Origin of the sequence: Leisingera aquimarina DSM 24565, from assembly GCF_000473165.1 — a bacterium.
In the GTDB taxonomy this organism is placed as follows: domain Bacteria; phylum Pseudomonadota; class Alphaproteobacteria; order Rhodobacterales; family Rhodobacteraceae; genus Leisingera; species Leisingera aquimarina.
The window spans coordinates 3,066,761-3,092,184 of sequence record NZ_KI421504.1 but is presented as its reverse complement, the minus strand read 5'-3'; the positions used below and the strand labels follow the sequence as shown (position 1 = coordinate 3,092,184).

The window sequence follows — 25,424 nt, the reverse complement described above, 5'->3', positions numbered from 1 at the left end:
CTCAGAGTCTCATCTGCTGAACCTGTGCAGACAGGCCGCCATCCAGAACCCAGAGCTGACCGCTGGCATAGCGCGCCTCGTCCGAGGCCAGCCAGTTGACCAGATTTGCAATATCATCCGGTGTGCCATAGGTGCGCATCGGATGCACGTCGCGCACCGCCTGTTGCAGGGTTTCGATATTGCCGCCGCCGCCGCCAGACCCTTCGCCGGCAAAGAAACTTTGCAGCATTGGCGTGTCGATATAGCCGGGACAGATCGCATTGACACGGATGCCCTCGGGCCCGTGGTCGCAGGCCATCGCCCGGGTCAGTGCGTGCACCGCCCCTTTGGTGGCGCAATAGGCCGCCAGACCGGGATCGGCGATGAACCCGTCATAGCTGCCAAAATTGATGATGCTGGCGCTGGTGCCGGATTTGGCTGCTTGCCGCATCAAGGGCAGTGCATGTTTGGAAGTCAGGAAAGTGCCCGTGCAATTCACCGCGAAACTCTGGTTCCATTCCTCAAGCGAGGTTTCCTCAATGGTTTTTTCGATCTCGATGCCAGCCGCATTGACCAGAATGTCCAGCTTGCCGCACGCGCTCCTGACTTGTGCCATCGCGTCCTGCACAGCGGCTTCATCGGCCACGTTCATCTGTACAAAACGGCTGCCATCCTCGTCATGATCTGCCAAAGAGCCCTGCGGGCTGAGGTCGGCCGCGTAAACAACAGCACCCTCGCGCAGGAACCGCGCCACGATGGCGCGGCCAATGCCGCCGCGCCCGCCCGTGACCAGCGCAAATTTTCCTTCAAGCTTCATATCTGCCATCCTTTCAAACCGGGGGAAACCGATAACGTCCTGCTGCCACGGTCCAATCCATGTGGTTGCGGACATATTGCTGACTGGCATCGGAAGGCGGGTTGTAATCCCAGGTCTCACCTGCCCCTGCCCTTGCCGCCATCGCAGCATGCAATGCGCGACGGGATTTCTGTGCAGCAATGACATCGCGGCGCAGTTCCTCGCCGTTCCAGCGCTCTGCTACCTCGGCAGCGAAGGCCTTTGCCTGTCCGGCATAGGCTGGATCACGGGCGAGATTCACCTTTTCCAACGGATCCTTTTCCAGATCAAAGAGCTGCGCCGGATCAAAGTCGCAATGGATGTATTTCAAGGTCCCGCGCCGGATCATGAACACCGGACAGGGTGTCATTTCGGCGCAATATTCACCAATCGCTTCATCCAGAGGATCGGCTTTTCCTTTGGCCAGCGGCATCAGGCTGCGCCCGTCAACAGGTTCTGCGAAGGTTGCACTGTCCCCACCGGCAATTTCGACCAGCGTTGGCAGGATATCCACCAGAGAGCAGGCGTTTGATGCGGTGCCCTGTACCACATCCGGGCCGGCCATGATCAAGGGAACCCGAGCGGAATGCTCAAAGAAGTTCATCTTGTACCACAGGCCGCGCTCGCCCAGCATGTCGCCGTGATCCGCGGTGACGACTACGATCGTGTTGTCCAGTTCACCAATGTCTTCCAGCGTTTTGACGATCTCACCGATTTTGCTGTCGAAGTAGCTGACATTGGCCAAATAGGCGCGCCGTGCCCGGCGGACCTCCTCGTCGCTGAGCGGCACATGGCTGGCCTCGATCCCGTCCATGACCCGGCGCGAGAACGAATCCTGCTCCTCGGCGGTCAGAACAAATCCGGGCATCTCAATATCTTCGCCGGAATAGAGATCCCACCATTCCGGCTGGGCGACATAGGGGTCATGGGGGTGAATAAAGCTGGCCACTATCGCAAAGGGTGCTTCGCTTCCCTGGGCGCGGTCCCTGCCCCGGTCTATCAGCCAGCGCCGCGCTGCAAATCCCACCTCATCGTCATAGTCGGTCTGGAAAGTGGCAATCGCGACACCGCTTTCCTTTACGGTCTGCATATTGTGGTACCATTTGTCGATCCGCTCATCATGGGCTTCCCAGTCGGGGGTCCAGGCAAAATCGGAGGGGTAAACATCAGTGGTGACACGGTCCTCGAAACCATGTTTCTGATCCGGACCGACAAAGTGCATCTTGCCCGACAGGCAGGTACGATAGCCCAGTCCTCTGAGGTAGTGCGCAAATGTCGGCACTGAGGCGCGGAACTCTGACGCATTGTCATAGGCGGCGATGCGGCTGATCAGCTGACCCGACATGAAAGCAAACCGCGAAGGCGCGCAAAGCGGCGAGTTGCAATAGGCCGCGTCAAACCGCATCCCCCGCGCTGCCAGCGCATCCAGATGCGGAGTCTTGGCAACGGCATGACCATAGGCACCGCAATACTGCGGCGCCAATTGATCTGCCATGATGATGACGATGTTTGGACGTCTGGACATTTTACTCTCCCAGTTCAGCTGATGATTTGAGACCACCGCCCCTGTGGCGGCGGTTCAAATACCATCGGCCCGGCCTTGGCGCAGGCCGCAGGGAAACAGGGTGCGCTCATCCGGCAGCCCGCTTGTAGGCATCCAGAACCAGACCATGAAAGTGATGGACTGCGTGTTCCGACATGCCCGATCCATGCGGATCATTCACAATCCGTCCACTGTCAAACGCCGGTGTGTTCATGCCCTTTTGAACGCTCTCAACGATGTTGATATCTTCGACCTGCAGCACCTCGTCGAGATAACGTATGGTTTCCAGTTCGGCCTCGTTCGGAGTCTTTTCTTCGAGGAAGAAATCATAGGTTTCCAGCGTCCGGTCCGGTCCTGCCGGGATGATGTTCAGAATAATCATTGAGGACCGGCCCGGATAGCGCATGATGCAGGTATTGGGCCACAGCCACCAAACCGCATGGGTTTTCACCGTCGCGTTGGAGACATCATAGGCGCTGTTGGGGGTGTTGCCCGCATCGGCCATGTGACTGGAGTAGATACCATGGGTTGTCACCTTGTAGGTGTCCATGTCTACCAGATCGCAGAAGTCTTTATGCGCTGTCGGGCAATGGTAGCATTCCAGAAAATTGTCGACCACGTTTTTCCAGTTGGACTTAATGTCATAAATCAGCCGATGGGCAAAAGTGAGATCGGCAATATCCGGTGCCCAGTGCTGGATTTCCGTTTCCAGATCGCCTGACATTTCCGACAGGGAGTGCGCCTGAGCGTCCAGATTCACATAAATAAAGCCGCAGAACTCTTCGACTTGGACCTCGTCGAGGCAGATATCTTTGGGGTCAAAACCCTCAAGGTTTTCCGTATGGGGCGCGCGGATCAGATTGCCGTCCAGCTTGTAGACCCAGGCATGATAGGGGCACATGATCCGGCTTGTGATGCCTTCGCCGCTAAGCAATTCATGGGCGCGATGCTTGCAGACGTTGTAGAAGGCGCGCAAAACACCTTCTCTGTCACGCACCACGGCGATGGGCTGCCCGGCAATTTCGATCGTGGTGTAGCTGCCTGGCTCGCGGAGCTTTTCCACATGGCAGACCCATTGCCAGGTCCTGGAGATGATTTCCCTCAGGTCCACCTGATACCAGGCCGGATCCGTATAGGCCTCTGCCCGCAAGGACTGCGAAGCGGAGGCATTCTCGCTGTAACCGTTGGCGATCTCAGTAAACTGTTTTTTTGACGGCAGTTCAGTCATGGCAAACCTTCTCCTCTGGCGTTCCCGCTGTGAACCGGGTGAGTCGAGCTGGAAAAAGGATCGCCGTTCAGAAGCGTCGTCTCTGTGCGTAGCTGGCCGTCAACCAGACATTATTCGCCAAAAGGCGTTCAATCTGTCTTCCGATGCATCGGCCAGGCGCGAAATTCAAATGGCACACGCCCCTCGATCCGGTCACTGCGCGGTGCCAGACCAAATCTTTCGCGGTAAGCCCGGCTGAAATGCACTTGGCTGGAAAATCCTGAGGCCACCGCCACTTCAGCCAGCGGAATCCGCGTTTGAGTCACCAGGCCCCGTGCCCGGTCCAGCCGGATGTCCCGGTAATACAACGTCGGCGTCTTCTTAACATAGGCCGTGAACTGACGGTTCAGGTGCCGCTGTGAAATCTCAACCGCGTCACAGATCTCGGGGATCGTCAGAGGCACCTCGAGATTCTGCTCCATGATCGCAATCGCCCGTTTGACCGCACTGGGCGCCACCTGACCGATCGGCTCGGCCAACCCAGGATTCTGCAGCGCCCCAAACGGCCGAACGCTTTGCAGAAACACATATCTTGCTGCAGCGTTTGCCACCGCATCTCCGTGTGTGCCCTGAATAATGTGCAGTGCAAAATCCGCAACTGCAACGCCCCCGCAACAGGTGATGCGGTTGCCGTCAAAGACAAACAGCTCTTCGCTGACTTCAACATTCGGGAACAGCTCGATCATTGCGTCGATATGTTCGTAGTGCACCGTGGCTTTGCAGCCCTTTAGCAATCCGGCCTCACCAAGAATGAAGGCGCCTGTGTCCAGTCCGCCCAATGTGCAGCCCTGCCGCGCCCACCGCCAAAGCGCGGCGTGCAACGGAATTGTGTTATGTGCTTCCGGAGCCCAACTGGAGGAGACGATCACAATATCTGCGTTTGTGTCCTGAACAGCTGACAAGGCAACTGTATCGATGCTCAACCCATTGCTGGCGATACATGGTCCGCCACGTTGGGACACGATGTGCCACTGAAACCTGACGCTCCCCTCAAGATAGTTGGCCGCGCGGAATGGATCGAGAAACCCAACTGTTGCAGCCAAATTGAAGTTCGGCGTGATTAGCAAAAGGATCTTGACGGTGTTGTCTGATACCAGTTCCATTTGGCCATTTTCGTAAAGTAACCGTCCGTTGGGTGCAAGTATTCCAAGAACACAACAGACGGCACCTGCTTCAGTCCAGGTGCAGGAGGCGGGAATTGGCGGGTTTCGTCCAGTAGCTGATCCCTGCCCGGATCACGCCAGAGAAATGAAGCACGCCGTACAAGTTGCTGATAAAATGAAAAAGGCCGGGCATTTCTGCCCGGCCTCTTGGTTAGTCTGCCTGCACCGATCAGGCGCGGCGGCGGCGGCCGCCTGCGCGGCCGCCACGGCCACGGCCTTCTTCGCCTTCTTTGGCAGGCTCTTTGTTGAACTTGATCCACTCGCCGCCATGCGGGTCGTTGTTGGTCAGGAAGTTGGCAGCGCGGATGGCCTCCATCTCCTTACCGGCCCGCGGCTTGGTGGAGCCGAGACCGAACATCTGAACAAAAGCTTCGTCTTCCATGCCCTCGGGCAGGATGATGCCGGCCGCTTCAACTTCGGCCTTCTTCTCGGCGATTTTCTTCTGCGTGATGGGCAGCGCCACCGGGTTCATAATCGCCGAAGTCATGCCAGCGCCCATTGCCATCGGCAGGAAAGCGTTGTTGATGCCGTGACGGTTCGGCAGGCCGAAGGAGATGTTGGACGCGCCGCAGGTGGTGTTCACGCCCAGCTCTTCGCGCAGGCGGCGGACCAGCGCAAACACCTGCAGACCGGCAGTTGCCATTGCACCAACCGGCATCACCAGCGGGTCAACCACGATGTCATGCGCCGGGATGCCGAAATCGGCAGCGCGTTCAACGATCTTCTTGGCGACGGCGAAACGCACATCGGGGTCTTCCGAGATGCCAGTGTCGTCATTGGAGATCGCCACAACCGGCACGTTGTACTTTTTGACCAGCGGCAGGATCTGCTCCAGGCGCTCTTCTTCGCCGGTGACCGAGTTCAGCAGCGGACGGCCTTCGCAGATTTCCAGACCGGCTTCGAGCGCGCCCGGCACCGAGGAGTCGATGCACAGCGGCACGTCGACCAGGCCCTGCACCAGCTCGACGATCTTGCGCATCAGCGGCGGCTCGGTTTCGTTCGGGTTCGGGTTCGAATTGTAAACCACGCCCGCATTGATATCGAGCACGGTCGCACCGGCCAAAACCTGAGCAACAGCGTCTTTTTCAACGGTGGAGAAATCGCCGGCTTCCAGCTCCGCGGCCAGTTTCTTGCGGCCGGTCGGGTTGATGCGTTCACCGATGACGCAGAACGGCTCGTCAAAGCCCAGGACCGCGGTTTTTGTTTTTGATTCTACGACTGTACGGGTCATTTTTGATCCTTAGGGTCTTAGGAGTTAACCGGCTTTGCGGAATCGCCGCCGTTGTTGATCGCCCAGGTGGCATTGGTCTTGATGCCGCCCAGCGGGAAGAAGTGGACCTTCTCAATTGCGAAATCGGGGTTGGCCGCCTTATGTGCTGCCAGACCCGCCAGAACCTCGCCCGGCTCATGCGGCAGCAGCAGCTTGGAGACGTCCTTGGCGCGTTTCTGCAGCACTTTGAGTGACGGGCCGACACCGCAGGCGATTGCGAACTTGATCATGGTCTGCAGTTTGGCCGGGCCGGCGATGCCGATATGAACCGGCAGGTTCATGCCGCGCTCGCTCAGCTCGTTCACCCAGTCGATCACCGGCTGTGCTTCGAAACAGAACTGGGTTGCCAGCGCCATATCAGCGTCGGTGCGCTTGGAGAATTCCTGCTTCCAATCGAGCGCCGCATAGGTGTTGGCACGGCCGCCTTTGGGGTCGATGTCCAGGTTCGGCTCAGGATGGCCCGCAACGTGCAGGTTGGTAAAGCCCGCATCGTCGAACAGCCCGGTTTCCAGCAGCTGCATCGAGCTATCGAAATCGCCATGCGGCTTGGCCACGCCGCCGGCCAGGATCAGGCCCTGCTTCACGCCTGCTTCACCCTGGTAACGGTTGATCCAGTCGCCAAGGGTTGCCTTGTCCTTGATGATACGCGCCGGGAAGTGCGGCATCACATCATAGCCTTCGCCGGCGATGCGCTTGGCAGTGTCGACCATGTCCTCAATCGGGGTGCCTTCGATGTGCGCGACATAGACACGGGTTCCGGCGGGCAGCAGATCGCGGAAATCATCGACCTTGGCCGCAGTGCGCGGCATCACCTCGATGGAGTAGCCTTTCAGGAAGGCTTCCATTTCGGGGGTGGCAGTCTGGCCAGCACCAGAATCGCGTTTCTTAAAGTTCAGCAAAGCCATCACGGCCTCCCATAGTGGTGTCAGGCTCACGCCCATCCGTCATTTGCAATCAGGGTCTTCAAGCGGTCCTGATCGTATTCTGTTTCCAGGCGGGTTGCCTCGGCTTCGGCAACATCGGCCGCTTCGCCTTCGGCGGCATAAGGCGCGGCCTTGCGCCACTCGGCAAGATAGGCGTCCGCGTCCTTGGCGTTCACCTTCATGGCCGCGCGGTCGATGGCCTGCTCGAACCGTTCTTCGAGCTGCCGTTTGGCGCCGCGGCGGCCTTTGCCAACGATGACCTGCGCAGGGATATCGCGCCAGTATACGATCGTAACGTCGGGCATGCCTAATTTCCTCCTAGCCTGGATAGACCACGTTCTAGAGCGGCGGCCGCCCGCACGTTGGTCGATTTTCGACAACACGATGGGATAGAGCGACGTTTTGCTGCCGGGACACTAGCTTTGTGCACTTTCGAATGCCACAGGGGGTTCCTGCCAAAATTTTCATGTGGATTATGAGATTTCCTCGAAGCAGCGGAATTTGCTTCGCTTCTGCTTGCAGGCGCTTGCGCCACCGGCCGGGCGCACCTATTGTCATTGTTAACACGATAATCGGAGGGCGTGAATCATGGCGCCCAGGCGCTCGAAAGGTGCGGGTGCGTTTCCCAAAGCGGTCGAAACCCCTGCACCGGCCCGTCCCGATCCTGATGCGCTTTATGCAGCGCTGGATTTGGGAACAAATAGCTGCCGCATGCTGATCGCCCAGCCCAAGGGCAGCGGCATCCATGTGGTTGACAGTTTCTCCAAGTCGGTGCAGCTCGGCGCCGGGCTGGAGCGGACCGGACGGTTGTCGCGGTCCTCGATGGCGCGCACCATTCAGGCGCTGCGGATCTGCCAGCAAAAGCTTAAGCGGAACAGGGTCAGGCGGATGCGGCTGGTGGCAACCGAGGCCTGCCGCCGGGCAAAGAATGCCCGCGATTTCATCCGCCAGGTGAAACGGGAAACCGGCCTGACACTTGAAATCATCCAGCCGGAAGAAGAGGCGCGGCTGGCGGTGATTTCCTGCGCACCGCTGGTCTCTACCAAAACGGATCAGCTGCTGGTGGTCGATATCGGCGGCGGCTCGACCGAACTGGTGTGGATCGACATCTCTTCGGTGCCGCGGCGCGACCGCCCCGCTGCTATCATGCGGCTGCATAACGGGTTCCATTCCACCGAAAGCCCGTTTCCCGCGGCCAAGGTGGTGGATTGGATTTCGGTGCCCCTTGGGGTTGCCACATTGCGGGACCAGTTCAACGATGTGGAAGATGACGCCGCCCGCTTTGCGCTGATGAGCTGGTTCTTTGAGGAAAACCTGGCTGATTTTGCGCCCTATAAGGACGAGCAGACCCGGGCCGGTTTTCAGATCGTTGGCACCTCGGGCACTGTCACAACCGTTGCGGCGTCGCATTTGGGGTTGAAACGATATGACCGGACCAAGGTGGACGGGCTGCGGATGACCAGCGATCAGATTGACAAGGTGATCCGGGGTTATCTAGAACTCGGACCTCTGGGCCGCCGCCGCGATCCCCGCATCGGCGAGGACCGCCAGGCGCTGATCATGTCCGGGTCTGCAATCCTGCAGGCATTGCTGCGCTGCTGGCCGACCGACCGGCTGTCGGTTGCGGACCGCGGCCTGCGCGAGGGGCTGCTTTATGCACAGATGAGCGCGGATGGCGTTCTGGAGGACGGCCCCTACTAGGCGGGGCCGGAAAAATTGGATTTTTCCGGGCCGGAGTTTTTGAAAAATTCCGCACCCCGATGCAAATGGTGACGATGATGGCAAAGACGCCGACAGGTAAGAACACATCCGGACGCGGTCAGCGCGATCTGAAGGTCAAGGTGAAATCCGCACGAGGACGCAAGCTCAGCTCGACTCTTTGGCTGCAGCGGCAGCTGAATGACCCTTATGTCAAACGGGCCCAGGCCGAAGGCTATCGCGGGCGCGCGGCCTATAAGATCATGGAACTGGACGACAAGTACCGCTTTCTGGTACCCGGTGCCCGGATCGTCGATCTGGGCTGTGCGCCCGGCGGCTGGGCGCAGGTGGCGGTAAAACGCATCAATGCTCTGGGCGAGAAACAGGGCAAGGCGGTTGGCCGCATTATCGGCGTGGACCTGCAGGAAGTTGAAGCGCTGGCCGGTGCCGAGTTCCATCAGCTGGACTTCATGGACGACGGGGCTGACGATAAGGTCAAGGAATGGCTTGGCGGCAAGGCTGACGTGGTGATGTCCGATATGGCGGCGGCAAGTTCCGGCCATAAGCAGACAGATCACATGCGGATCATCTCATTGTGTGAAACAGCTGCCTATTTTGCCTTTGACGTTCTGGAGGAAGGCGGCACCTTTGTGGCCAAAGTTCTGGCCGGCGGTGCCGAAGGAGAGCTGCAAAAGCTGTTGAAGCAGAAATTCACCAAAGTAACAAACATGAAACCGCCCTCCTCACGGTCGGACAGCTCCGAGAAATTTGTGGTGGCAACCGGGTTCCGGGGCTAAGATCCCGTCAGACCCGGCGGCTGTGCGGTGCGGTCAGCGACCGGGTCGCCAGATCGCGCAGCAGGATGGCCTCATCTCCCTCGCCGTCAGTCAGCCGGGACACCCGCAGCTTGCGGCTGACATGGCTGGCCATTTCACGCTGGCGCATCAGTTCAAACAGCCGCATGTGACGCAGTTTGTTTTGCAGTTTTGTCATGACGGCCCCTTCTGGATTCGCTTCTTCGTGAAGATCTACAAGGCGATTGGGCCGCAAGGCGGGCTCAAATGGGGCGGGACTGCCTTATTGTTGAAGAAACGGAAACAGTTGCCGAAAATCCGCAGCTCTCACGACCGGCCCATCCCGTTGGCAATCTCGATCAGCGCACCATTGAATTCGGCCCCCAAGATCAGGATGGCCGAATTCAGATAGAGGAAGATCATTGCCGCCATGGCTCCGGCTAGCCCTGCGTATGTGGCCGAGTATTGCGCAAAAGATCCCACGTAAAACGCAAAGCCGCTGCCGCAGGCCAGCCACAGCAGCAGGGTCAGGATTGCGCCCGGCAGGATCCGCCGCAAACGGTGCACGCGGCCCGGCAGCAGAACATGAAACGCCAGCACCGCGCCGGTGGGAAGAGCCAGCGCCAGAACGCCCCTCAGGCCCTTCTCCCAGCCTTTTGGAACACTGTCGAAGGGCAGCAATTGGGCGATGTGCCTGACATAGAGCGGCAGTATCACTTCAAATACGGTGACGGCCAGAATACCTGCCCCGCCCAGAACGACCAGCCCGATGCACAGCGCCCTCGACCGCCAAAACGGTCTTGTATCAGTATCATGATAAGCCTGCACCATGGCAGTGCGGACGGCATCGACGCCATTTGATGCAAAATAAAGCGCAAACAGACCGCCCAGGGTGACAAGCTGGGTATTTGATGTCTGCAGCACCGCTTTAAGCTCGGTCAGGATCGGCCGCGCCACCGTGTCCGGCCAAACGCTGAACACTTGTTCCGTCATGGTTTCCATGGCGATGTCCTGCGACAGCAAACCGGCGACTGTCCCCGCCAATGCCACTGTAAACAGAACAAACGGAAATAGCGCCAGCATCATCGACATGGCGATATGGCTGCTCATCACCCAGCCGTTTTTCCGGTTGAAACGGCGGGCGGCGTCCAGCAAGGCTGCAGGCCAGCAGCGTAATGGCGGAAGGATCGGCATAGGCGCAAGGTTCCACAACCATTAGGAAATTGCCAGCGGCAAAGATCAAACGCCCTGATTTCCGCTTGCCGCAGCCCGGCCGGGTGTAGCAGGCACCGCCTTTCAGTACTAATTTGAAAGCAAAGCACTCTCGTAGGACTTTCAGATGTTTTGGATTGTTCTCAGCACCGCAGCTATTTCCGCAACCTGGACGGCTGCGGGGCTTGCTGCCCTCAGCGCGGCCCGAACGGCGCGCACGCCGCAAGGGGCGATCGGCTGGGCGGTCTTCCTGCTGGCTGCCCCGATCGCCGCCCTGCCCGCCTATATGATTTTTGGCCACCACCGGTTCAAAGGATACTGGAAGGCACGCCGCGCCGCGGAACAGGCTGTTGCTGCCATGCGGAACTATACCAGCGCCCAGTCCGAAGATGCACAGAAACTGCCGGTAAACACCGCGCCTTTTGAAACAATTGCCGGATTGACCGTCTGCCGCGGGAACGGATTGGAATTGTTGATCGACGGCGAAAATACCTTTAGCGCCATCTTCGAAGAGATTGATAAAGCGCAGGAATATATTCTTGTTCAATACTACATTCTGCGCGCGGACACAGTGGGAAGGCAGCTTCAGAGAAAGCTGATAGAAGCCGCAGAACGCGGCGTAACGGTTTGGTTCATGGCAGACAGCATCGGCAGCCGGAATCTGCCCGGCAGCTTTACCCGCGCGCTGGAGGAGGCAGGTGTCAACATGATTGATCCGGCGGTGCAACGGCGTCCTTGGCACCGGCTTCGCATCAATTTCCGCAACCACCGTAAAACCGTCATTGTGGACGGCCGGACAGGCTTTACCGGCGGTTTGAATGCCGGCGAAGAATACATGGGGCTGGACCCTGTTATGGGGCCATGGCGGGATACGCATGTACGCCTCTCCGGCCCGGTTGTTCAGCAGCTGCAGCTCTCCTTTGCTGAGGATTGGCACTGGCGCACGCAAGAGCCGGTCCTGGACCTGTTGAATTGGGACGCTGAACGGTCACCGCAAAACCGGCCCGCCCTGATCGTCTCGACAGGGCCCGGCGATACCATTGGCAACGGATCCATGCTGTATTTCTCGGCAATAACCGCGGCACAGGAAAAAGTTTGGCTGGCCTCCCCGTATCTGGTCCCGGATCAGGAGGTGCTTGCTGCCTTGAAACATGCCGCGTTGCGCGGGCTGGATGTCCGGATCCTTCTGCCGGATTCCATTGATCACCACCTGCCGTGGCTAGCGGGCTTTGCATTTTTTGATGAGCTGCGGGAGGCTGGCGTTCGTATCCTGCGCTACCGCGGCGGCTTCATGCATCAGAAGTGTTTTGTTATCGATGACAGGATATCGGGTGTAGGTACGGCGAACCTCGACTACCGGTCATTCCGGCTGAATTTTGAAACCATGGCCTTGTTTTTCGACCCGCGGTCCGCGCGCGAAATCTCTGAAATGCTGGCCAGGGATTTCCAACGATCTACCGAGCTTATACAGCCGCTGGACCGGCAGGCATTGCGCATTCGCTTGCTGGCTCCCGTCGTGCGCTTGCTGGCTCCTGTGCTTTAATCCTTTGCGCTATGCGTTTCTCCGTTCAGGGAAAACAGCCGCCCCATTGCGCTGACCAGAAAGGCCGTGCTGATCCCAAAGCCGAATAACCCGGTGACTGCGGCGAAGGCGGCAAATATCCGCAACGCCGGACCCAGAACAACATCGCCGTAGCCAAGCGTGGTATAAGTCGCCAGGGAAAAATAGACTGATGTGTTCCAGTCGCCGATCGCACCGACCAGAACAAAAGCGGCGGACCAGATCCAGACCTGAGCCGTATGACTGCCCAGAATGATGAAAATCGCCACCACCAGCAAAATACCGATCTGCCAGGGCCTGAAAGGTTTGGGAAAGCCCGCCGACAGCTTGTTCAACACGGCGGAACACAAAACCAAAACAGAGATTTCGAGGATCAGACAGACACTCAGATAGACTGAGCCCCACAGCAACTGGTTCCATAGCGTCATATTGGCTCTCCCGTCGGTGTGAAGCTGTTTTGGGGCTTCTCGGCACCTTAGAAATGTATTCCGCAACGCTTAACCATAAGAATGCCCGATGGGCCAGCCTTTGTGCCGCACTGGACATCTTCCTGGCAGAGGTATTGAGTGCCGTTGCAGGCATTGAAGACCAAAGCGCAGGAGGGTGCCGCGGAATGGTTTTGAAGATCCGCAATGTTACCAAAACCTATCCGGGACAGACGCTGGAAACCGCTGTCTTGCGCGGGGTGTCTTTGGATTTGCCGGCTGGCAGCAGCCTGGCGCTGACGGGTGACAGCGGCTCCGGAAAAAGCACATTGCTGCATTTGGCCGGGGCATTGGACCGTTTTGACAGTGGCGAAATTGAAATTGCGGGCACCCCGCTTTCAAACCTCAGAGACCGGCAGCGCGCGGCGTTGCGGCGAAAAGATGTTTCTCTCGTTTTCCAGCAGTTTAATCTAATCCCGTCACTCAGCATTTGGCAAAATATCTCGTTGCATGCGCGGTTGGGCAACCGGTGGGACGCGGACTGGGGGCAAGCGCTGGCGGACCGTCTTGGCCTGACCGGCTTGCTTGATCGCTATCCAGAGCAGCTCTCTGGCGGGCAGCAACAGCGGGTTGCCATTGGCCGTGCCCTGGCCTTGCGCCCAAAATTGCTGCTGGCGGATGAGCCGACCGGTAATCTGGATGAGACCGCCAGTGCAGCGGTGATGGACCTGATGCTGGAGCTGGTGCGGGAAAGCGGCGCGGCCCTGTTTCTGGTCACGCATTCCGACGCCATTGCCAGGATGCTGGACCAGCGCCTGCATTTGCAGCTTGGCCAAACCGCATGATCCGCACCGCGCTGAGTGCCATCCTGTCGCACTGGCGCCGGCATCCCTTGCAATTGGTGACGCTCATGGCCGGGCTGGCCCTTGCAACGGGGTTATGGTCCGCAGTTCAGGCGATCAACGGCGAGGCCCGCGCCAGCTACGCCCGCGCCGCGGAGCAGCTTGGCACAACAGTTGCGGACCGGCTGGCGCCGGAAGACGGCTCAATCCCGCTGCGGCAATACGCAAGCCTACGCCGGTCGGGCTGGCAGCTGACGCCTGTTCTGGAAGGAACTGTCAGATTCAAGCGGCAAAGCTTTGATATCATGGGTATTGATCTGCTGAGCCATCCGTTGGTCCCGGCCCTGGCTGAAGCGGCAGAGCAGGACAGCGCACCTGCATTGGATGCGCTGCTGCCGCCGGGCCGGTTTTTTGCCCACCCTGAAACTGCGCAGATGCTTTCCGCTGCGCAGAGTGAGCACCCGGTCACCCAAACGGACAGGTTGCCGCGCGGTGTGCTGATCGCCGACATTAGTTTGGCCAGCCGGCTGCTGCGCCAGCCGGACAGTCTCAGCTACCTGATCATTCTGCCGGATCAAATTCCCGGCCTGACACCGCTGGAGCAACTTGCCCCTGGCCTGACCCGCATTCCTGCCCGGAATGCTGCGGCAGATACGGCGCGGCTTACCGACAGTTTCCACCTCAACCTGACAGCCTTTGGTTTGTTGTCCTTTGCTGTTGGGCTGTTCATTGTTCAAGGGACCATCGGCCTCAGCCTGGAGCAGCGCCGCAGCATGATCCGGACATTGCGCGGTCTGGGTGTTCCGATGCGGGCTCTGGTTGCCCTGTTCGCAGCGGAACTTGCGGTTGTTGCGCTGATTTCCGGTATTGCGGGGCTGGCCGGCGGTTATCTGGTGGCTGCAGCACTGCTGCCGGATGTTCAGGCCACGCTGTCCGGCCTCTATGGCGCCTCGGTGGATGGCGCCCTCAGCCTACGTCTTGAGTGGGTATTGTCCGGGCTGGCAATGGCCTGCGGCGGCACGTTCCTGGCCGGGGCACAGGCGCTTTACGCTTTATGGCGGATGCCCTTGCTGGCTGCACCTGCAACCCAGGCCCGCGGACAACAGGCAAGCAATTCGCATCTGGCAGCGGCGATCGCAGGTGTCGTTTGTTTGCTTGCAGGCCTTACGGTAATCCTTATTTTTCAAGGACTTATTGCGGGTTTTGTCTTTCTGTCCGGGCTTATGCTGGGGGCTGCACTGATGCTGCCGCTGCTGATCTCCACCGGTCTGCGGATCGGGGCGCGGCTGTGCACACGTCCATTTGCCGAATGGCTTTGGGCCGACACCCGGGCGCAATTGCCGGGGATGTCGCTTGCCCTGATGGCGCTGCTGCTGGCGTTGGCGACGAATATTGGCGTCGGAACAATGGTTTCCAGTTTCAGGCTCACCTTTACCGGTTGGCTGGATCAACGCCTGCCGGCTGAAGTTTATGTGACCACGACAAGCGATGAACAGGGAGAGAGGCTAACCCAATGGCTGGAAGACCGCGGCATAACCGTGCTGCCGATCCGGCACAGTGACATCCGCTACAAGGGGGCACCGCTGCGGATATACGGCGTTGCGGATGATGAGACCTACCGGCAGAATTGGCCGCTGCTGGAGGCGCTGCCGAACGTCTGGGACCGTGTCGCCGCAGGAGAGGCCCTGCTGGTCAATGAACAATTTGCCCGCCGTCATGACCTTAAGCCCGGGCGTACTTTGGCATTGGCTCCGGATTGGGAGCTGACAATTGCCGGGATTTATTCCGACTATGGTAATCCGAATGGCCAAGTGATCACCTCTCTCGCCGCATTGCTAGCCCGCGCACCGGATATTCCCAACCGGCAGTTCGGGCTGAGACTGCCTGCAGAAGATGTTCCAGAATTGGCAACCTACATTCGTGAAGCGTTTGAAATACCACGAGAAAACATCGTCGACCAGGTGGGCATCAAAGCCCGCTCTCTGGGCGTCTTTGAGCGGACCTTTACCATAACCTCCGCGCTGAATCTGCTGACGCTGGGAGTGGCCGGGTTTGCCATGCTTACCAGCCTTCTTACCCTATGGAGCCAGCGTTTGCCGCAGCTTGCCCCGGTTTGGGCGATGGGTCTCAGCCGCCGCCAGCTGGCCGGTGCCGAAATCCTGCGCAGCCTTCTTCTGGCCGCGATCACCGCGGTTCTGGCCTTGCCGCTGGGGCTTGTTTTGGCCTGGGCGCTGCTGGCCGTCATCAATGTTGAGGCGTTTGGCTGGAAGCTGCCGATGCATCTGTTTCCAGAGGACTGGCTGCGGCTTATTCTGCTGGCCTTGCTGGCAGCGGTGGTGGCGGCTGCCCTGCCCGCCCGCCGTCTCAGCCGCCTGGATCCTGCGGAACTGCTCAAGGTGTTTGCCAATGAACGTTAGATCCATATTCCCGTTCCTCCTCGCAGGCTGGGCCACCGCAGCCCTGCCGCAGGGTTATGCCGGTCTGGGTACTGAGGCCGAAGGGTTTGCGGTGCCAGAGCTCGGCCGCAAGCTGTCTTTTCCTCAGGACCACGGCGCCCATCCGGATTTTCGCATTGAGTGGTGGTACTTAACCGCCAACCTGACAGATGCCAGCGGCAGAGATTACGGCATCCAGTGGACGTTGTTCCGCTCCGCTCTGGCGCCGGGAGAGGCCGAGGGCTGGCAAAGCCCGCAAATCTGGATGGCCCATGCCGCAGTAACGGCACCGGACCAGCACCTGTTCGCCGAACGCATTGCCCGCGGAGGTGTAGGTCAGGCTGGGGTGTCGGCTGATCCTTTCGACGCCTGGATCGGGGATTGGCAGATGCGCTCCACGGGAGAGGCACTTGAAAAGATGGAGATAGCGGCCTCTGGTCAAGAGTTTTCCTATGACTTGCGGCTCACCGCTGAAGGTCCGCTGGTGCTGCATGGAGAGGAAGGGTATTCTGTGAAATCCGACAGCGGGCAGGCGAGCTATTATTACTCTCAACCGTTTTATCAGGTTTCCGGAACGCTTGATCTGCCTGGCGGTCCGGTTGACGTCACAGGTCATGGCTGGCTGGACCGCGAATGGTCAAGTCAGCCATTGGCGGAGGATCAAAGCGGCTGGGACTGGTTCTCGCTCAGCTTTGACAGCGGTGAAAAGCTGATGGGGTTCGTGCTGCGTGGCGACAGCGGTGATTTCACGTCGGGCACCTGGATTACGGCGGAAGGCGTGGCAGAACCACTGCCCCCGGGCGCCTTCCGCGCAGAAGCGGGCGCTGAAAGTGATGTGCAAGGACGAAAGATCCCGACCAGCTGGAAAGCAACCCTGCCAGACAAAGGCGTTTCCGTTGAGGTTCAGGCACTTAACCCGCAAAGCTGGATGGGAACCTCATTTTCTTACTGGGAGGGGCCGGTGACCGTCACGGGCAGCCATAGCGGCAAAGGCTACCTTGAGATGACCGGCTACGACTAAGGGCGCCCGCAGGCGCCCTTAGTTTCTTCAGCGAACCACAAAGACTGAGCAGTCCGAATGCCGGATCACCCGGGCCGCATTGGGCCCGAGCAAATAGTCCTTCAGGTCTGGCTTATGTGCGCCGATCACAATCAGCCCGCTGCCCGCCGTTTCGGCCACCTTCAGGATCTCCTGATAGGCTTTGCCCGTCGCCACCAGATGGCGCACCTTGGCGTTGCCATCCTTTCCCAGCACTTTGGTACAAAGATCGCGCAGCCGCTGGGTGGTGTCCTTGACCGCTTTTTGGTGGTGGTGTTCCTCAAAGAAGCCAGAAACCCAGCTTTCACCAAAATCCGGCAGCACATTGACGACATCCAGCTGGGCACCGTCCAGATCCGCCAGCCGGGCGGCCTGGGTCAGAACTTTTTCGTCGGACGCTGGATCGCTCAGTTCCAGGGCGCATAGAACAGGTTTGTTCATGCCGGGACTCCTTTTTGTTCACGCGCACGGCCGCGCTGCATCAATGCGACCAGCGCCACCAGCAGCAGTGCCGGGAGAAAGATCAGCTCTTTGGGCAACTGGCTGGCCGGTGCTTGAATTGTTGCAATCTGCACTGGTTCATCGGCGTAGAAATCAAAACTCTCCAGATTGGGTGCCGCCGGGGTGCCGAACATCGGCTCCTCCAGCTTCACCGCGCCATCTTCCTCCAGCAGCAGCAGTCCATAGGCGTCAACCGCCTGCTGGCCGCCACTGCCATCAGCGGTCAGGATCATCGTGGTACTCTTGATCTCGGACGTATCGAAATCAGGGCCTTCGACCGTGATCCTGAACTCCGCCCCCGCTTCAGCCTCATCCAGGGCCTGAACCAGCTGGGACGGCGGCACCTGTTCAAAGGGCGGCATCACCCGGTCCATGAAGAAGTCGGGCCGGAACAGCGCAAAGGCTGCAAAGATCAGCAGGACGCTTTCATAAATCCGGCTGCGGCTGACGAAGTAACCCATGGTTCCGGCTGTGAAGACCAGGATGGCTATGGTCGCTGATATGGCGACAAGGATGCCTTGTATCCAGTTCACATCAATCAGCAAGAGATCGGTGTTGAAGATGAACACAAACGGCAGCGCCACGGTCCGCAAGCTGTAGAAGAAGGCGGTGAACCCCGTGCGGATCGCATCGCCGCCAGACACAGCAGCCGCGGCGAAGCTGGCAAGCCCCACAGGCGGCGTCACATCGGCCATGATCCCGAAGTAGAACACAAACAGATGCACCGCGATCAGCGGCACAATCAGACCTGACTGCGCGCCGAGTTCGACCACCACACCGGCCATCAGCGAGCTGACCACAATGTAGTTGGCGGTGGTCGGCAGCCCCATGCCCAGAACCAGCGACAGAATACCAACCATCACCAGCATCAGGATCAGATTGCCGCCCGAGACAAACTCCACCAGTTCGGACATCACCTGCCCCACACCGGTCAGCGTCACGGTGCCCACGATCACACCCGCTGTGGCCGTGGCCAGCGCGATGCCGATCATGTTGCGCGCGCCATCGATCAACCCGTTCCACAGGTCTTGGACGCCCTCCATAAAGGAATTGGCCATATTGCTTTGACCGCGGAAGATCGTCTTGAGCGGTTTTTGCGTCAGCAGGATCACAAACAGCAGTGCAGTTGCCCAGAAGGCCGACAGCCCCGGGGACTTCTGCTCAATCATCAGGAAGTAGACCAGCACGATGATCGGCAGCAGGTAGTGCAGGCCTGCCTTATAGATCTCACCCACAACCGGCAGTTCGACCTCTTTGGCGTTGGGGTCATCCGGCACCAGGTCATCGACGCCGGAAGCCAGCCACAACAGGGCTACATAAGCTGCGAACACCAGCGCCGACAGGGTCAGCCCGGAGGCACCCGGCATGGCTGAGGTGATCCATTTGACCGGGTACTGCACGCCATAGCAGAGGGCTGCAAAACCGGCAAAGAACAGCGCCATGCCACCAATCGTGCGCCCCATGGAGACAACGCGGTTGCCCAGCGTCGGCATATTCCGCTTCACAGCCTCCAGATGCACAATGTAGACCAGCGCGATGTAGGAAATCGCGGCGGGCAGGAAGGCATGGGTGATCACTTCGACATAGGAGATACCCACGTATTCCACCATCAGGAAGGCCGCAGCGCCCATCACCGGCGGCATGATCTGGCCGTTCACGGATGACGCAACCTCGACCGAGCCAGCCTGTTCAGAGGTGAAGCCCACCCGCTTCATCAGCGGAATGGTGAAAGTGCCGGTGGTGACCACGTTGGCGATGGAGGAGCCGGAAATCAGGCCGGTCGCGGCAGAACCCACAACAGCCGCCTTAGCCGGGCCGCCGCGCAGGTGGCCGAGCGCGCCAAAAGCCATCTTGATGAAGTAGTTGCCGGCCCCCGCCTTATCCAGCAGCGCACCGAACAGCACGAACAGGAAGACAAATTTGGTGGAAACCCCCAAGGCAATGCCGAACACGCCCTCGGAGGTGATCCACATATGGCTCATCGCCTTTTTCAGGCTGGCGCCTTTCCAGCGAATGACTTCCGGCACCCATTCGGAAGAGCCGAAAAAGACATACGCCAAGAAAATGGTTGCAATGACCGCCATGGCCGGGCCTAGCGCCCGGCGGGCGGCCTCGAACAGAATCAAAAGGCCGGCAAGCGCAAAGAACTTGTCGACATCATCGGCAAGGCCGCCGCTGTCGACAATCTTCTGATAGTTCAGGAACCCATAGATCGCGACATATACGCCGGCCCCCGCAAGTACCCAATCCTGAACAGGCACGTAACCTGCGCCGGTTTCGCGCCGCTCACGCAGACAGGCAAAGGCAGCCATTGCAGCCACTGCTGCCCCTGCCGCAAGACTGAAGAACTGCAAACCGCCGGACCAAGCGCCGAGCACGTATTGCCCAAGCACCGCCAGCGCGCTGTACACAAGAACTGCGGACGCCAGGAACACACCGCCGGCACTAGCAAGCCTCTCAATCCGGGAGACTTTCCCGGACCCGTTCAGAAACGTCGGCAACGACAGCGCAATGGCCACTGCGGCAGCAACAGGAATGGCAACCGCCATACCAATCGCGCCGGACGTCGCGGCGATGAGAATGGCAAGCGCAAAGGCGCCAATGCCGATTATTGCACCAAGGTGCCCCAGCCAGAAAGATATCACCTTGCGGCTTTCGCGCCCCATCGCCGGGTAGGCCATAAAGCCAAGCATCAAGGCAAAGGCCAGATGTATAAGCCGGGAATTGTTGCTGACCGCGCCGGGAAGAAGGTAGTTCGCCAATGGCGAGGCTAGGATCACCTGGAACAGCGACCAGCTGACGGCAATCACCGCCAGAAGCATGCCGGCAACCCCCGCGGGGTTGCGCGCGCCGGCGTCGGAGGACGCGACCAGTTCCTGAAGTTCTTCTTCGCTGAGCGGTCGATTTCCCTGAGCATCGGATGTCATGGATAATCTCCCCAAGGGCCGGCGCCCAACTGGCGCGGCCTGATATTTTTCCCCGCAGCCGGGGAAGGAAACGGGGCGCTGCTGCGCCCCGTTCTCAAAGTTTCAGCGGATTATTCGATCCAGCCTTTTTCTTTGTAGTACTTAGCCGCGCCGGCGTGCAGCGGTGCCGACAGGCCGTCTGCAATCATCTCTTCCGCCTTCAGGTGGGCAAAAGCCGGATGCAGCTTCTTGAAGGCATCAAAGTTTTCGAACACCGAGCTGACAACCGCATAGACTGCCTCCTCGGACACATCAGTCGAGGTTACAAAGGTTGCGCCAACGCCAAAGGTCTGGGTGTCCGCATCCGAACCGCGGTACATTCCGCCAGGGATGGTGGCGGTGCGGTAGAAGGCGTTATCGCCAACCAGCTTGTCCACGGCCTCGCCATCAACTGTCACCAGCACCGAGTCACAGGCGGTGGTTGCTTCCTGGATCGAGCCGGACGGGTGGCCTACGGTATAGATCATCGCGTCGATCTGGTTGTCGCACAGTGCTGCGGACTGCTCGGCCGCCTTCAGCTCTGTTGCCAGGGCGAAATCTTCCATGCCCCAGCCCTTGGCTTCCATCAGCACTTCCATGGTGCCGCGTTGGCCGGAGCCCGGATTGCCGATGTTCACGCGCTTGCCTTTGAGATCGTCAAAGGTTGAAATGCCGGAATCGGCACGGGCCACCACGGTGAACGGCTCCGGATGCACTGAGAACACAGCGCGCAGGCCTTCAAACGGCCCCTTGTCTTCGAATTTGGACGAACCGTTGTAGGCATGGTGCTGCCAATCGGACTGCGCCACGCCGAATTGCAGCTCGCCTTCGCGGATGGTGTTGATGTTGTAGACCGAGCCGCCGGTGGATTCGACGGCGCATTTGAAGCCGTGCTCCTTGCGGCCCTTGTTCACCAGACGGCAGATGGCGCCGCCGGTCGGGTAATAAACACCGGTCACGCCGCCGGTGCCGATGGTGATGTATTCCTGAGCAAATGCTGCGGGTGCCGCAAAGGACGCCGCCACCAATGCACCGATAGCCAGCTGGGTGTGTTTCATGATCAAGTCTCTCCCACTTGTCTTATGATTTGCAGCCTGGCGCGAAGGGCAGTGAAACCGTGTTCACGGTACCCGCACGGCCACAGAATTCGGCGCGCCAGACCGGGCGTGTGCGGATTATTATGCACGTGCAGAAGGGTTTCACCGGCACCCCGCCAAGTCAAGGGTGCTATCTATTGACGCACCCCGCAAACCCGCATTTTTCTCTTAATTGACGAAGGTTAGATAATTTTCCCCGCCAGATCCCGGGTGTATTCCGCCACCTCTACACAATTTTTTTTCTTGCAAGAAAAGTGAACCGCACAGCGATTCTTACTGAGGGCAGCCGTGCATCAGCGCTGCACAGCCATGGCAGCCCTTCCGGGCGGTCTTTTGCAGGTTTGCGATCGTTTGAAAAACACCCTGGTGACAAATCATCCGGATGACGCTAATACGCACCACATAAAAATTGATCCGCGGTACTAAAAACTAACAAAGCGGACAGCATCAACGGGGAGCCTGCGGCAATGCTGCTGAGCCAAGTGATTACTGACAACCCGTCTTTGACGGATTTCTGGGCTTTGGAACGATGCGTTTCCGCCGCGGCCAGAAAGATTCCCAGCGAGGCAAATGCGCCTTTGACCTGCGACGTGGAGCCGGAGTTCCGTTGTACGCCGCGGAAATGGAACCTGATCCTGTCAGCGGCCCATGATCGCGGCCTGCGGGCCCGCTGCGCCTGATGACGGGTTGATCGCCGCCAGCCCTGCCGGACCTGCGGTTCTGACGGAAGAGAAAACCCCGCCAGTTGTCCTGGCGGAGTTGGTTGTTTTACTCTGCAGGCTGGGCTGCCGGCGTACGTTTGATGCGTTCCCGCATCCCTTGCATCATGGCATACAGCACCGGCACAACAATGACGCCAAGCACTGTTGCTGCCAGCATGCCGCCAAAGACGGCGATGCCGATGGCACGCTGGCTGGCTGCGCCGGCTCCTGACGCGACCATCAATGGCACCACCCCCAAGAGAAAGGACAGCGCGGTCATCATCACCGCACGGAAACGCTGTTTGGCCGCCTCCTGCGCGGCGGCGCGGATAGAGAGGCCGGCGGCGCGCTGCTCCATCGCGAACTCGACAATCAGAATGGCGTTTTTCGACGCCAAGCCGATCAGCATGATCATCCCGATCTGCGTGTAGAGGTTGATGTCATTGCCGGCAATTGCCACCGCCGCAACCGCTCCGAAAAGGGCCACGATTACCGATAGCAGGATTGCCACCGGCATGGTCCAGCTTTCGTATTGCGCGACCAGGAACAGATAGCCGAACAGCACCGCCATCGCCAGGATCACAGTGACCAGCCCCGCCGAGTCCAGCTGCTGCTGCGCCGTGCCGGTCCATTCAAAGGCATAGCCCGGCGGCAGTGCCGTCGCGGCTTCCTCCTGCATCACCCGGATGGCGTCTCCGGTTGAAAGACCCGCAGCTGGAACTGCAGTAACGGTTGCCGAGCGGAAGATGTTGTGCCGCTTCAGCAGCACCGGTCCCAGCACGTTTTCCACATCGATCAGGGTCGACAGCGGGACCATTTCACCAGACTGGGTCCGCACATACAGACCGCCGATATCCTCAATCTTGTCGCGGTAGGTGCCCTCGGCCTGCAGCATCACCTTGTAAACGCGGCCGAACAGGTTGAAGTCGTTGACGTAATAGGAGCCCAGATGCGCCTGCATGGTCTGGAACACCTCGGAAATCGGCACATTCAGCGTCTTGGCCTTCTCGCGGTCCAGATCGACAAACACTTGCGGCACGTTGGCCCGGAAGGTCGTATAGGACTGGGCGATTTCCGGACGCTGGTTGGCAGAATAGACCAGCGAGCCGACCGATTGCGCCAGATCCTGCGGGGTGCCGCCGGCCGTCTGCTGGATTGCCATTTCCACACCTGCGGACATGCCCAGACCAGAGATCGGCGGCGGGTTGAAGGCGACGATACTGGCCGCGGCTTCCCCATTGGCAATGCCGTAGATCTGGCCAAGGATGGCATTGGGATGCAGTGCCTCGGTTTGCCGTTCACCCCAGGGGTGAAGGGAGGCGATGATCATGGCACCATTGGCCCCCGCCCCGTTCAGAAGGCTGAAACCATTCACCAGAACCGTGCCTTGGACACCAGGGATCTGCCGGATCTGCTCGTCAATCCGGCCGGTTACTGTCTCTGTCCGTCCCAGCGCTGCCGCATCTGGAAGCTGCACATCCACAAACAGATAGCCGTTGTCTTCGGCTGGCAGGAAACCCTTGGAGGTGGAGGTGAAAATACTGCCGGTGCCAAAGGCAACCGCCGCAATGATGGCAAGCCCGATCACCGGCAGGCGCAACAGACGGGTGACGATGCTCAGATACCCGCTGCGGACGCCGCCGATCATGTTCTCAAACAGTGCCAGCAAGCCTTTTGGCGGGCCGGAGCGCGCCTTGAGCACAATGGCACAAAGGGCCGGCGACAGCGTCAGCGCGTTGACCGAAGAGATCACAACCGCAACCGAAATGGTCACCGCAAACTGCGAGTACAGCTTGCCAGTGATCCCTGGCATGAAGGTAACCGGCACAAACACCGCCAGCAGCACCAGGGTTGTGGCAATCACCGGACCGGTAATCTGCCCCATCGCCTTGCGGGTGGCCTCAGCCGGGGGCAGTCCCTCCTCTGCGATAATCCGTTCGACGTTCTCCACCACCACGATGGCGTCATCCACCACGATGCCGATCGCCAGCACCAGTGCAAACAGCGATATGGTGTTGAGCGACATGCCAAGCACCAGCAGGAAGGCAAATGTCCCGATAAGGGACACCGGAATGGCCACGGCGGGAATAATCGTTGCCCGGAATGAGCCGAGGAAGATGAACACCACCGAGATCACCAGCGCAAAGGTCATCATCAGGGTGGAAATCACGTCATTCAGCGACTGTTCGACAAAATCCGTGGTGTTGAACGGCACGGAATAGGCAACATCGTCCGGGAAATCCTCCGACAGCCGGTCCATCTCTGCCAGCACAGCCTCGGACACTGCCAGCGCGTTGGCACCGGGAGACTGGTAGACAGCCAGGATCGTCGCCGGCACGCCGTCAAAATAGCCCGAAGAACTGTAGTTGGAAGCCCCAAGTTCAACCTTGGAAATGTCCCTGAGCCGGACAGTGCTGCCGCCGTCACCGGTGCGGATGACGATGTCCTCAAATTCGCTGACTTCGGTCAGGCGGCCCTTGGACTTGATAGTGTATTGAAACACCTGATCCCCCGGAACCGGCGGCGCGCCCACCTGCCCGGCGGAGACCTCGATATTCTGCTCGCGCACCGCGTTGATCACATCACCGGGCGAAATCCCGAGGCCGGCCATCTTGTTCGGATCCAGCCAGACCCGCATGGCGTATTCGAAATTGGTCAGGATGTCTGCCTTGCCCACGCCTTCGACCCGGGCCAGGGCATCCTTGATGTTGATGGCGGCATAGTTTGACAAAAACACGTTGTCATAGGAACTGTTGGGTGATGTCAGGGCCGCAACCAACAGCATGTTGGAGGAGCTTTTCTGAGTCACCACACCGTTTGCCGTCACTTCGGCGGGAAGGGCCGCTGTTGCTTGCGCCACCCGGTTCTGCACGTTGACAGACGCAATATCTGCATCGGTGCCAACTTCAAAGGTCACAGAGAGAGAGTAACTGCCGTCGTCAGCCGACGTGGAGGACATATAGAGCATTCCGTCCACCCCGTTGACCTGCGCCTCGATCGGCGCGGCCACGCTTTTTTCCACGGTTTCAGCATTGGCGCCGGGATAGCTGGCGGTGACATTCACAACCGGCGGGGTGATTTCGGGGAACTGCGCCACAGGCAGCGCAAAGTAGCCGATCCCCCCCATGACCGTCAGCACCAGGGAGATAACTATCGCGAACTTCGGCCGCGAGATGAAGATGGAGGAAAACATC

The 25,424-nt window shown here is 59.3% G+C and carries 20 protein-coding genes; 6 read left to right on the top strand and 14 right to left on the bottom strand.

The genetic code is table 11. The features are described from left to right. Position 1: 1 nt before the first annotated feature. From AQUI_RS0119395 to AQUI_RS0119360, 7 genes are all read right to left on the bottom strand, one after another. A complete protein-coding gene (locus AQUI_RS0119395; protein ID WP_035920399.1) occupies positions 2-796 on the bottom strand; it encodes an SDR family NAD(P)-dependent oxidoreductase in 795 nt (264 codons plus the stop codon). A 13-nt stretch (positions 797-809) separates the two neighbouring features. Continuing rightward, the gene (gene betC, locus AQUI_RS0119390) at positions 810-2,339 is read right to left on the bottom strand and encodes a choline-sulfatase (RefSeq protein WP_035920098.1); all 1,530 of its coding nucleotides are present in this window, start codon (positions 2,337-2,339) and stop codon (positions 810-812) included. A 106-nt stretch (positions 2,340-2,445) separates the two neighbouring features. Then, positions 2,446-3,585, bottom strand: coding sequence for an aromatic ring-hydroxylating oxygenase subunit alpha (locus AQUI_RS0119385; protein WP_027258985.1), 1,140 nt, complete (start codon positions 3,583-3,585; stop codon positions 2,446-2,448). A 128-nt stretch (positions 3,586-3,713) separates the two neighbouring features. Continuing rightward, positions 3,714-4,727, bottom strand: a complete 1,014-nt coding sequence (locus tag AQUI_RS0119380; protein ID WP_027258984.1) for a GlxA family transcriptional regulator — start codon at positions 4,725-4,727, stop codon at positions 3,714-3,716. A gap of 229 nt (positions 4,728-4,956) precedes the next feature. Then, positions 4,957-6,018, bottom strand: coding sequence for a methyltetrahydrofolate cobalamin methyltransferase (locus AQUI_RS0119370; RefSeq protein ID WP_027258983.1), 1,062 nt, complete (start codon positions 6,016-6,018; stop codon positions 4,957-4,959). Positions 6,019-6,035: 17 nt separating this feature from the next. After that, a complete protein-coding gene (locus AQUI_RS0119365; RefSeq protein ID WP_027258982.1) occupies positions 6,036-6,962 on the bottom strand; it encodes a methylenetetrahydrofolate reductase in 927 nt (308 codons plus the stop codon). Positions 6,963-6,988: 26 nt separating this feature from the next. Continuing rightward, complete coding sequence (locus tag AQUI_RS0119360) at positions 6,989-7,285, bottom strand: virulence factor (protein WP_027258981.1); 297 nt, start codon at positions 7,283-7,285, stop codon at positions 6,989-6,991. A 283-nt stretch (positions 7,286-7,568) separates the two neighbouring features. Between AQUI_RS0119360 and AQUI_RS0119355 the strand changes: the two genes are divergently transcribed. Both AQUI_RS0119355 and AQUI_RS0119350 read left to right on the top strand, forming a co-directional pair. Next, the gene (locus AQUI_RS0119355) at positions 7,569-8,681 is read left to right on the top strand and encodes a Ppx/GppA phosphatase family protein (RefSeq protein WP_027258980.1); all 1,113 of its coding nucleotides are present in this window, start codon (positions 7,569-7,571) and stop codon (positions 8,679-8,681) included. Positions 8,682-8,758: 77 nt separating this feature from the next. Beyond that, complete coding sequence (locus AQUI_RS0119350) at positions 8,759-9,475, top strand: RlmE family RNA methyltransferase (protein WP_027258979.1); 717 nt, start codon at positions 8,759-8,761, stop codon at positions 9,473-9,475. 7 nt (positions 9,476-9,482) lie between these two features. Here the strand turns inward: AQUI_RS0119350 and AQUI_RS0119345 are convergent, their stop codons facing one another. Then, positions 9,483-9,671, bottom strand: a complete 189-nt coding sequence (locus AQUI_RS0119345) for a hypothetical protein (protein WP_027258978.1) — start codon at positions 9,669-9,671, stop codon at positions 9,483-9,485. 128 nt (positions 9,672-9,799) lie between these two features. Continuing rightward, positions 9,800-10,666: a YihY/virulence factor BrkB family protein gene (locus AQUI_RS0119340; RefSeq protein ID WP_027258977.1), complete on the bottom strand. Its 867-nt coding sequence runs from the start codon at positions 10,664-10,666 to the stop codon at positions 9,800-9,802. A gap of 145 nt (positions 10,667-10,811) precedes the next feature. Between AQUI_RS0119340 and cls the strand changes: the two genes are divergently transcribed. Continuing rightward, on the top strand, positions 10,812-12,227 hold the full coding sequence (gene cls, locus AQUI_RS0119335) for a cardiolipin synthase (protein ID WP_027258976.1): 1,416 nt from the start codon (positions 10,812-10,814) through the stop codon (positions 12,225-12,227). Here the strand turns inward: cls and AQUI_RS0119330 are convergent. After that, a complete protein-coding gene (locus AQUI_RS0119330) occupies positions 12,224-12,673 on the bottom strand; it encodes a potassium channel family protein (protein WP_027258975.1) in 450 nt (149 codons plus the stop codon). The genes cls and AQUI_RS0119330 overlap by 4 nt on opposite strands. A gap of 185 nt (positions 12,674-12,858) precedes the next feature. Here AQUI_RS0119330 and AQUI_RS0119325 point away from each other — a divergent pair, with 185 nt between their 5' ends. Genes AQUI_RS0119325 through AQUI_RS0119315 form a run of 3 tightly spaced genes read left to right on the top strand, consistent with a single transcriptional unit; the run spans position 12,859 to position 16,968 of the window. Further along, complete coding sequence (locus AQUI_RS0119325) at positions 12,859-13,515, top strand: ABC transporter ATP-binding protein (protein WP_027258974.1); 657 nt, start codon at positions 12,859-12,861, stop codon at positions 13,513-13,515. After that, entirely contained in the window at positions 13,512-15,929 is a 2,418-nt protein-coding gene (locus AQUI_RS0119320; RefSeq protein ID WP_027258973.1) for an FtsX-like permease family protein, read from the top strand. The genes AQUI_RS0119325 and AQUI_RS0119320 overlap by 4 nt, the downstream gene beginning before the upstream one ends. Then, complete coding sequence (locus tag AQUI_RS0119315; RefSeq protein WP_027258972.1) at positions 15,919-16,968, top strand: lipocalin-like domain-containing protein; 1,050 nt, start codon at positions 15,919-15,921, stop codon at positions 16,966-16,968. Before AQUI_RS0119320 ends, AQUI_RS0119315 begins: the two co-directional genes overlap by 11 nt. Positions 16,969-16,995: 27 nt before the next feature. On the opposite strand, the gene AQUI_RS0119310 is transcribed toward AQUI_RS0119315, so the two are convergent. The 4 genes from AQUI_RS0119310 to AQUI_RS0119290 all read right to left on the bottom strand — a co-directional run bounded on the left by AQUI_RS0119310 (position 16,996) and on the right by AQUI_RS0119290 (position 25,423). Next, positions 16,996-17,427, bottom strand: a complete 432-nt coding sequence (locus AQUI_RS0119310; protein ID WP_027258971.1) for a universal stress protein — start codon at positions 17,425-17,427, stop codon at positions 16,996-16,998. Next, a complete protein-coding gene (locus AQUI_RS0119305) occupies positions 17,424-20,414 on the bottom strand; it encodes a TRAP transporter permease (RefSeq protein WP_027258970.1) in 2,991 nt (996 codons plus the stop codon). Before AQUI_RS0119305 ends, AQUI_RS0119310 begins: the two co-directional genes overlap by 4 nt. Before the next feature lie 110 nt (positions 20,415-20,524). Further along, positions 20,525-21,490 (bottom strand): TAXI family TRAP transporter solute-binding subunit, encoded by a 966-nt coding sequence (locus AQUI_RS0119300; protein ID WP_027258969.1) that lies wholly within the window; start codon positions 21,488-21,490, stop codon positions 20,525-20,527. 807 nt (positions 21,491-22,297) lie between these two features. After that, a complete protein-coding gene (locus AQUI_RS0119290; RefSeq protein ID WP_027258967.1) occupies positions 22,298-25,423 on the bottom strand; it encodes an efflux RND transporter permease subunit in 3,126 nt (1,041 codons plus the stop codon). Between the last annotated feature and the right edge of the window lies 1 nt (position 25,424).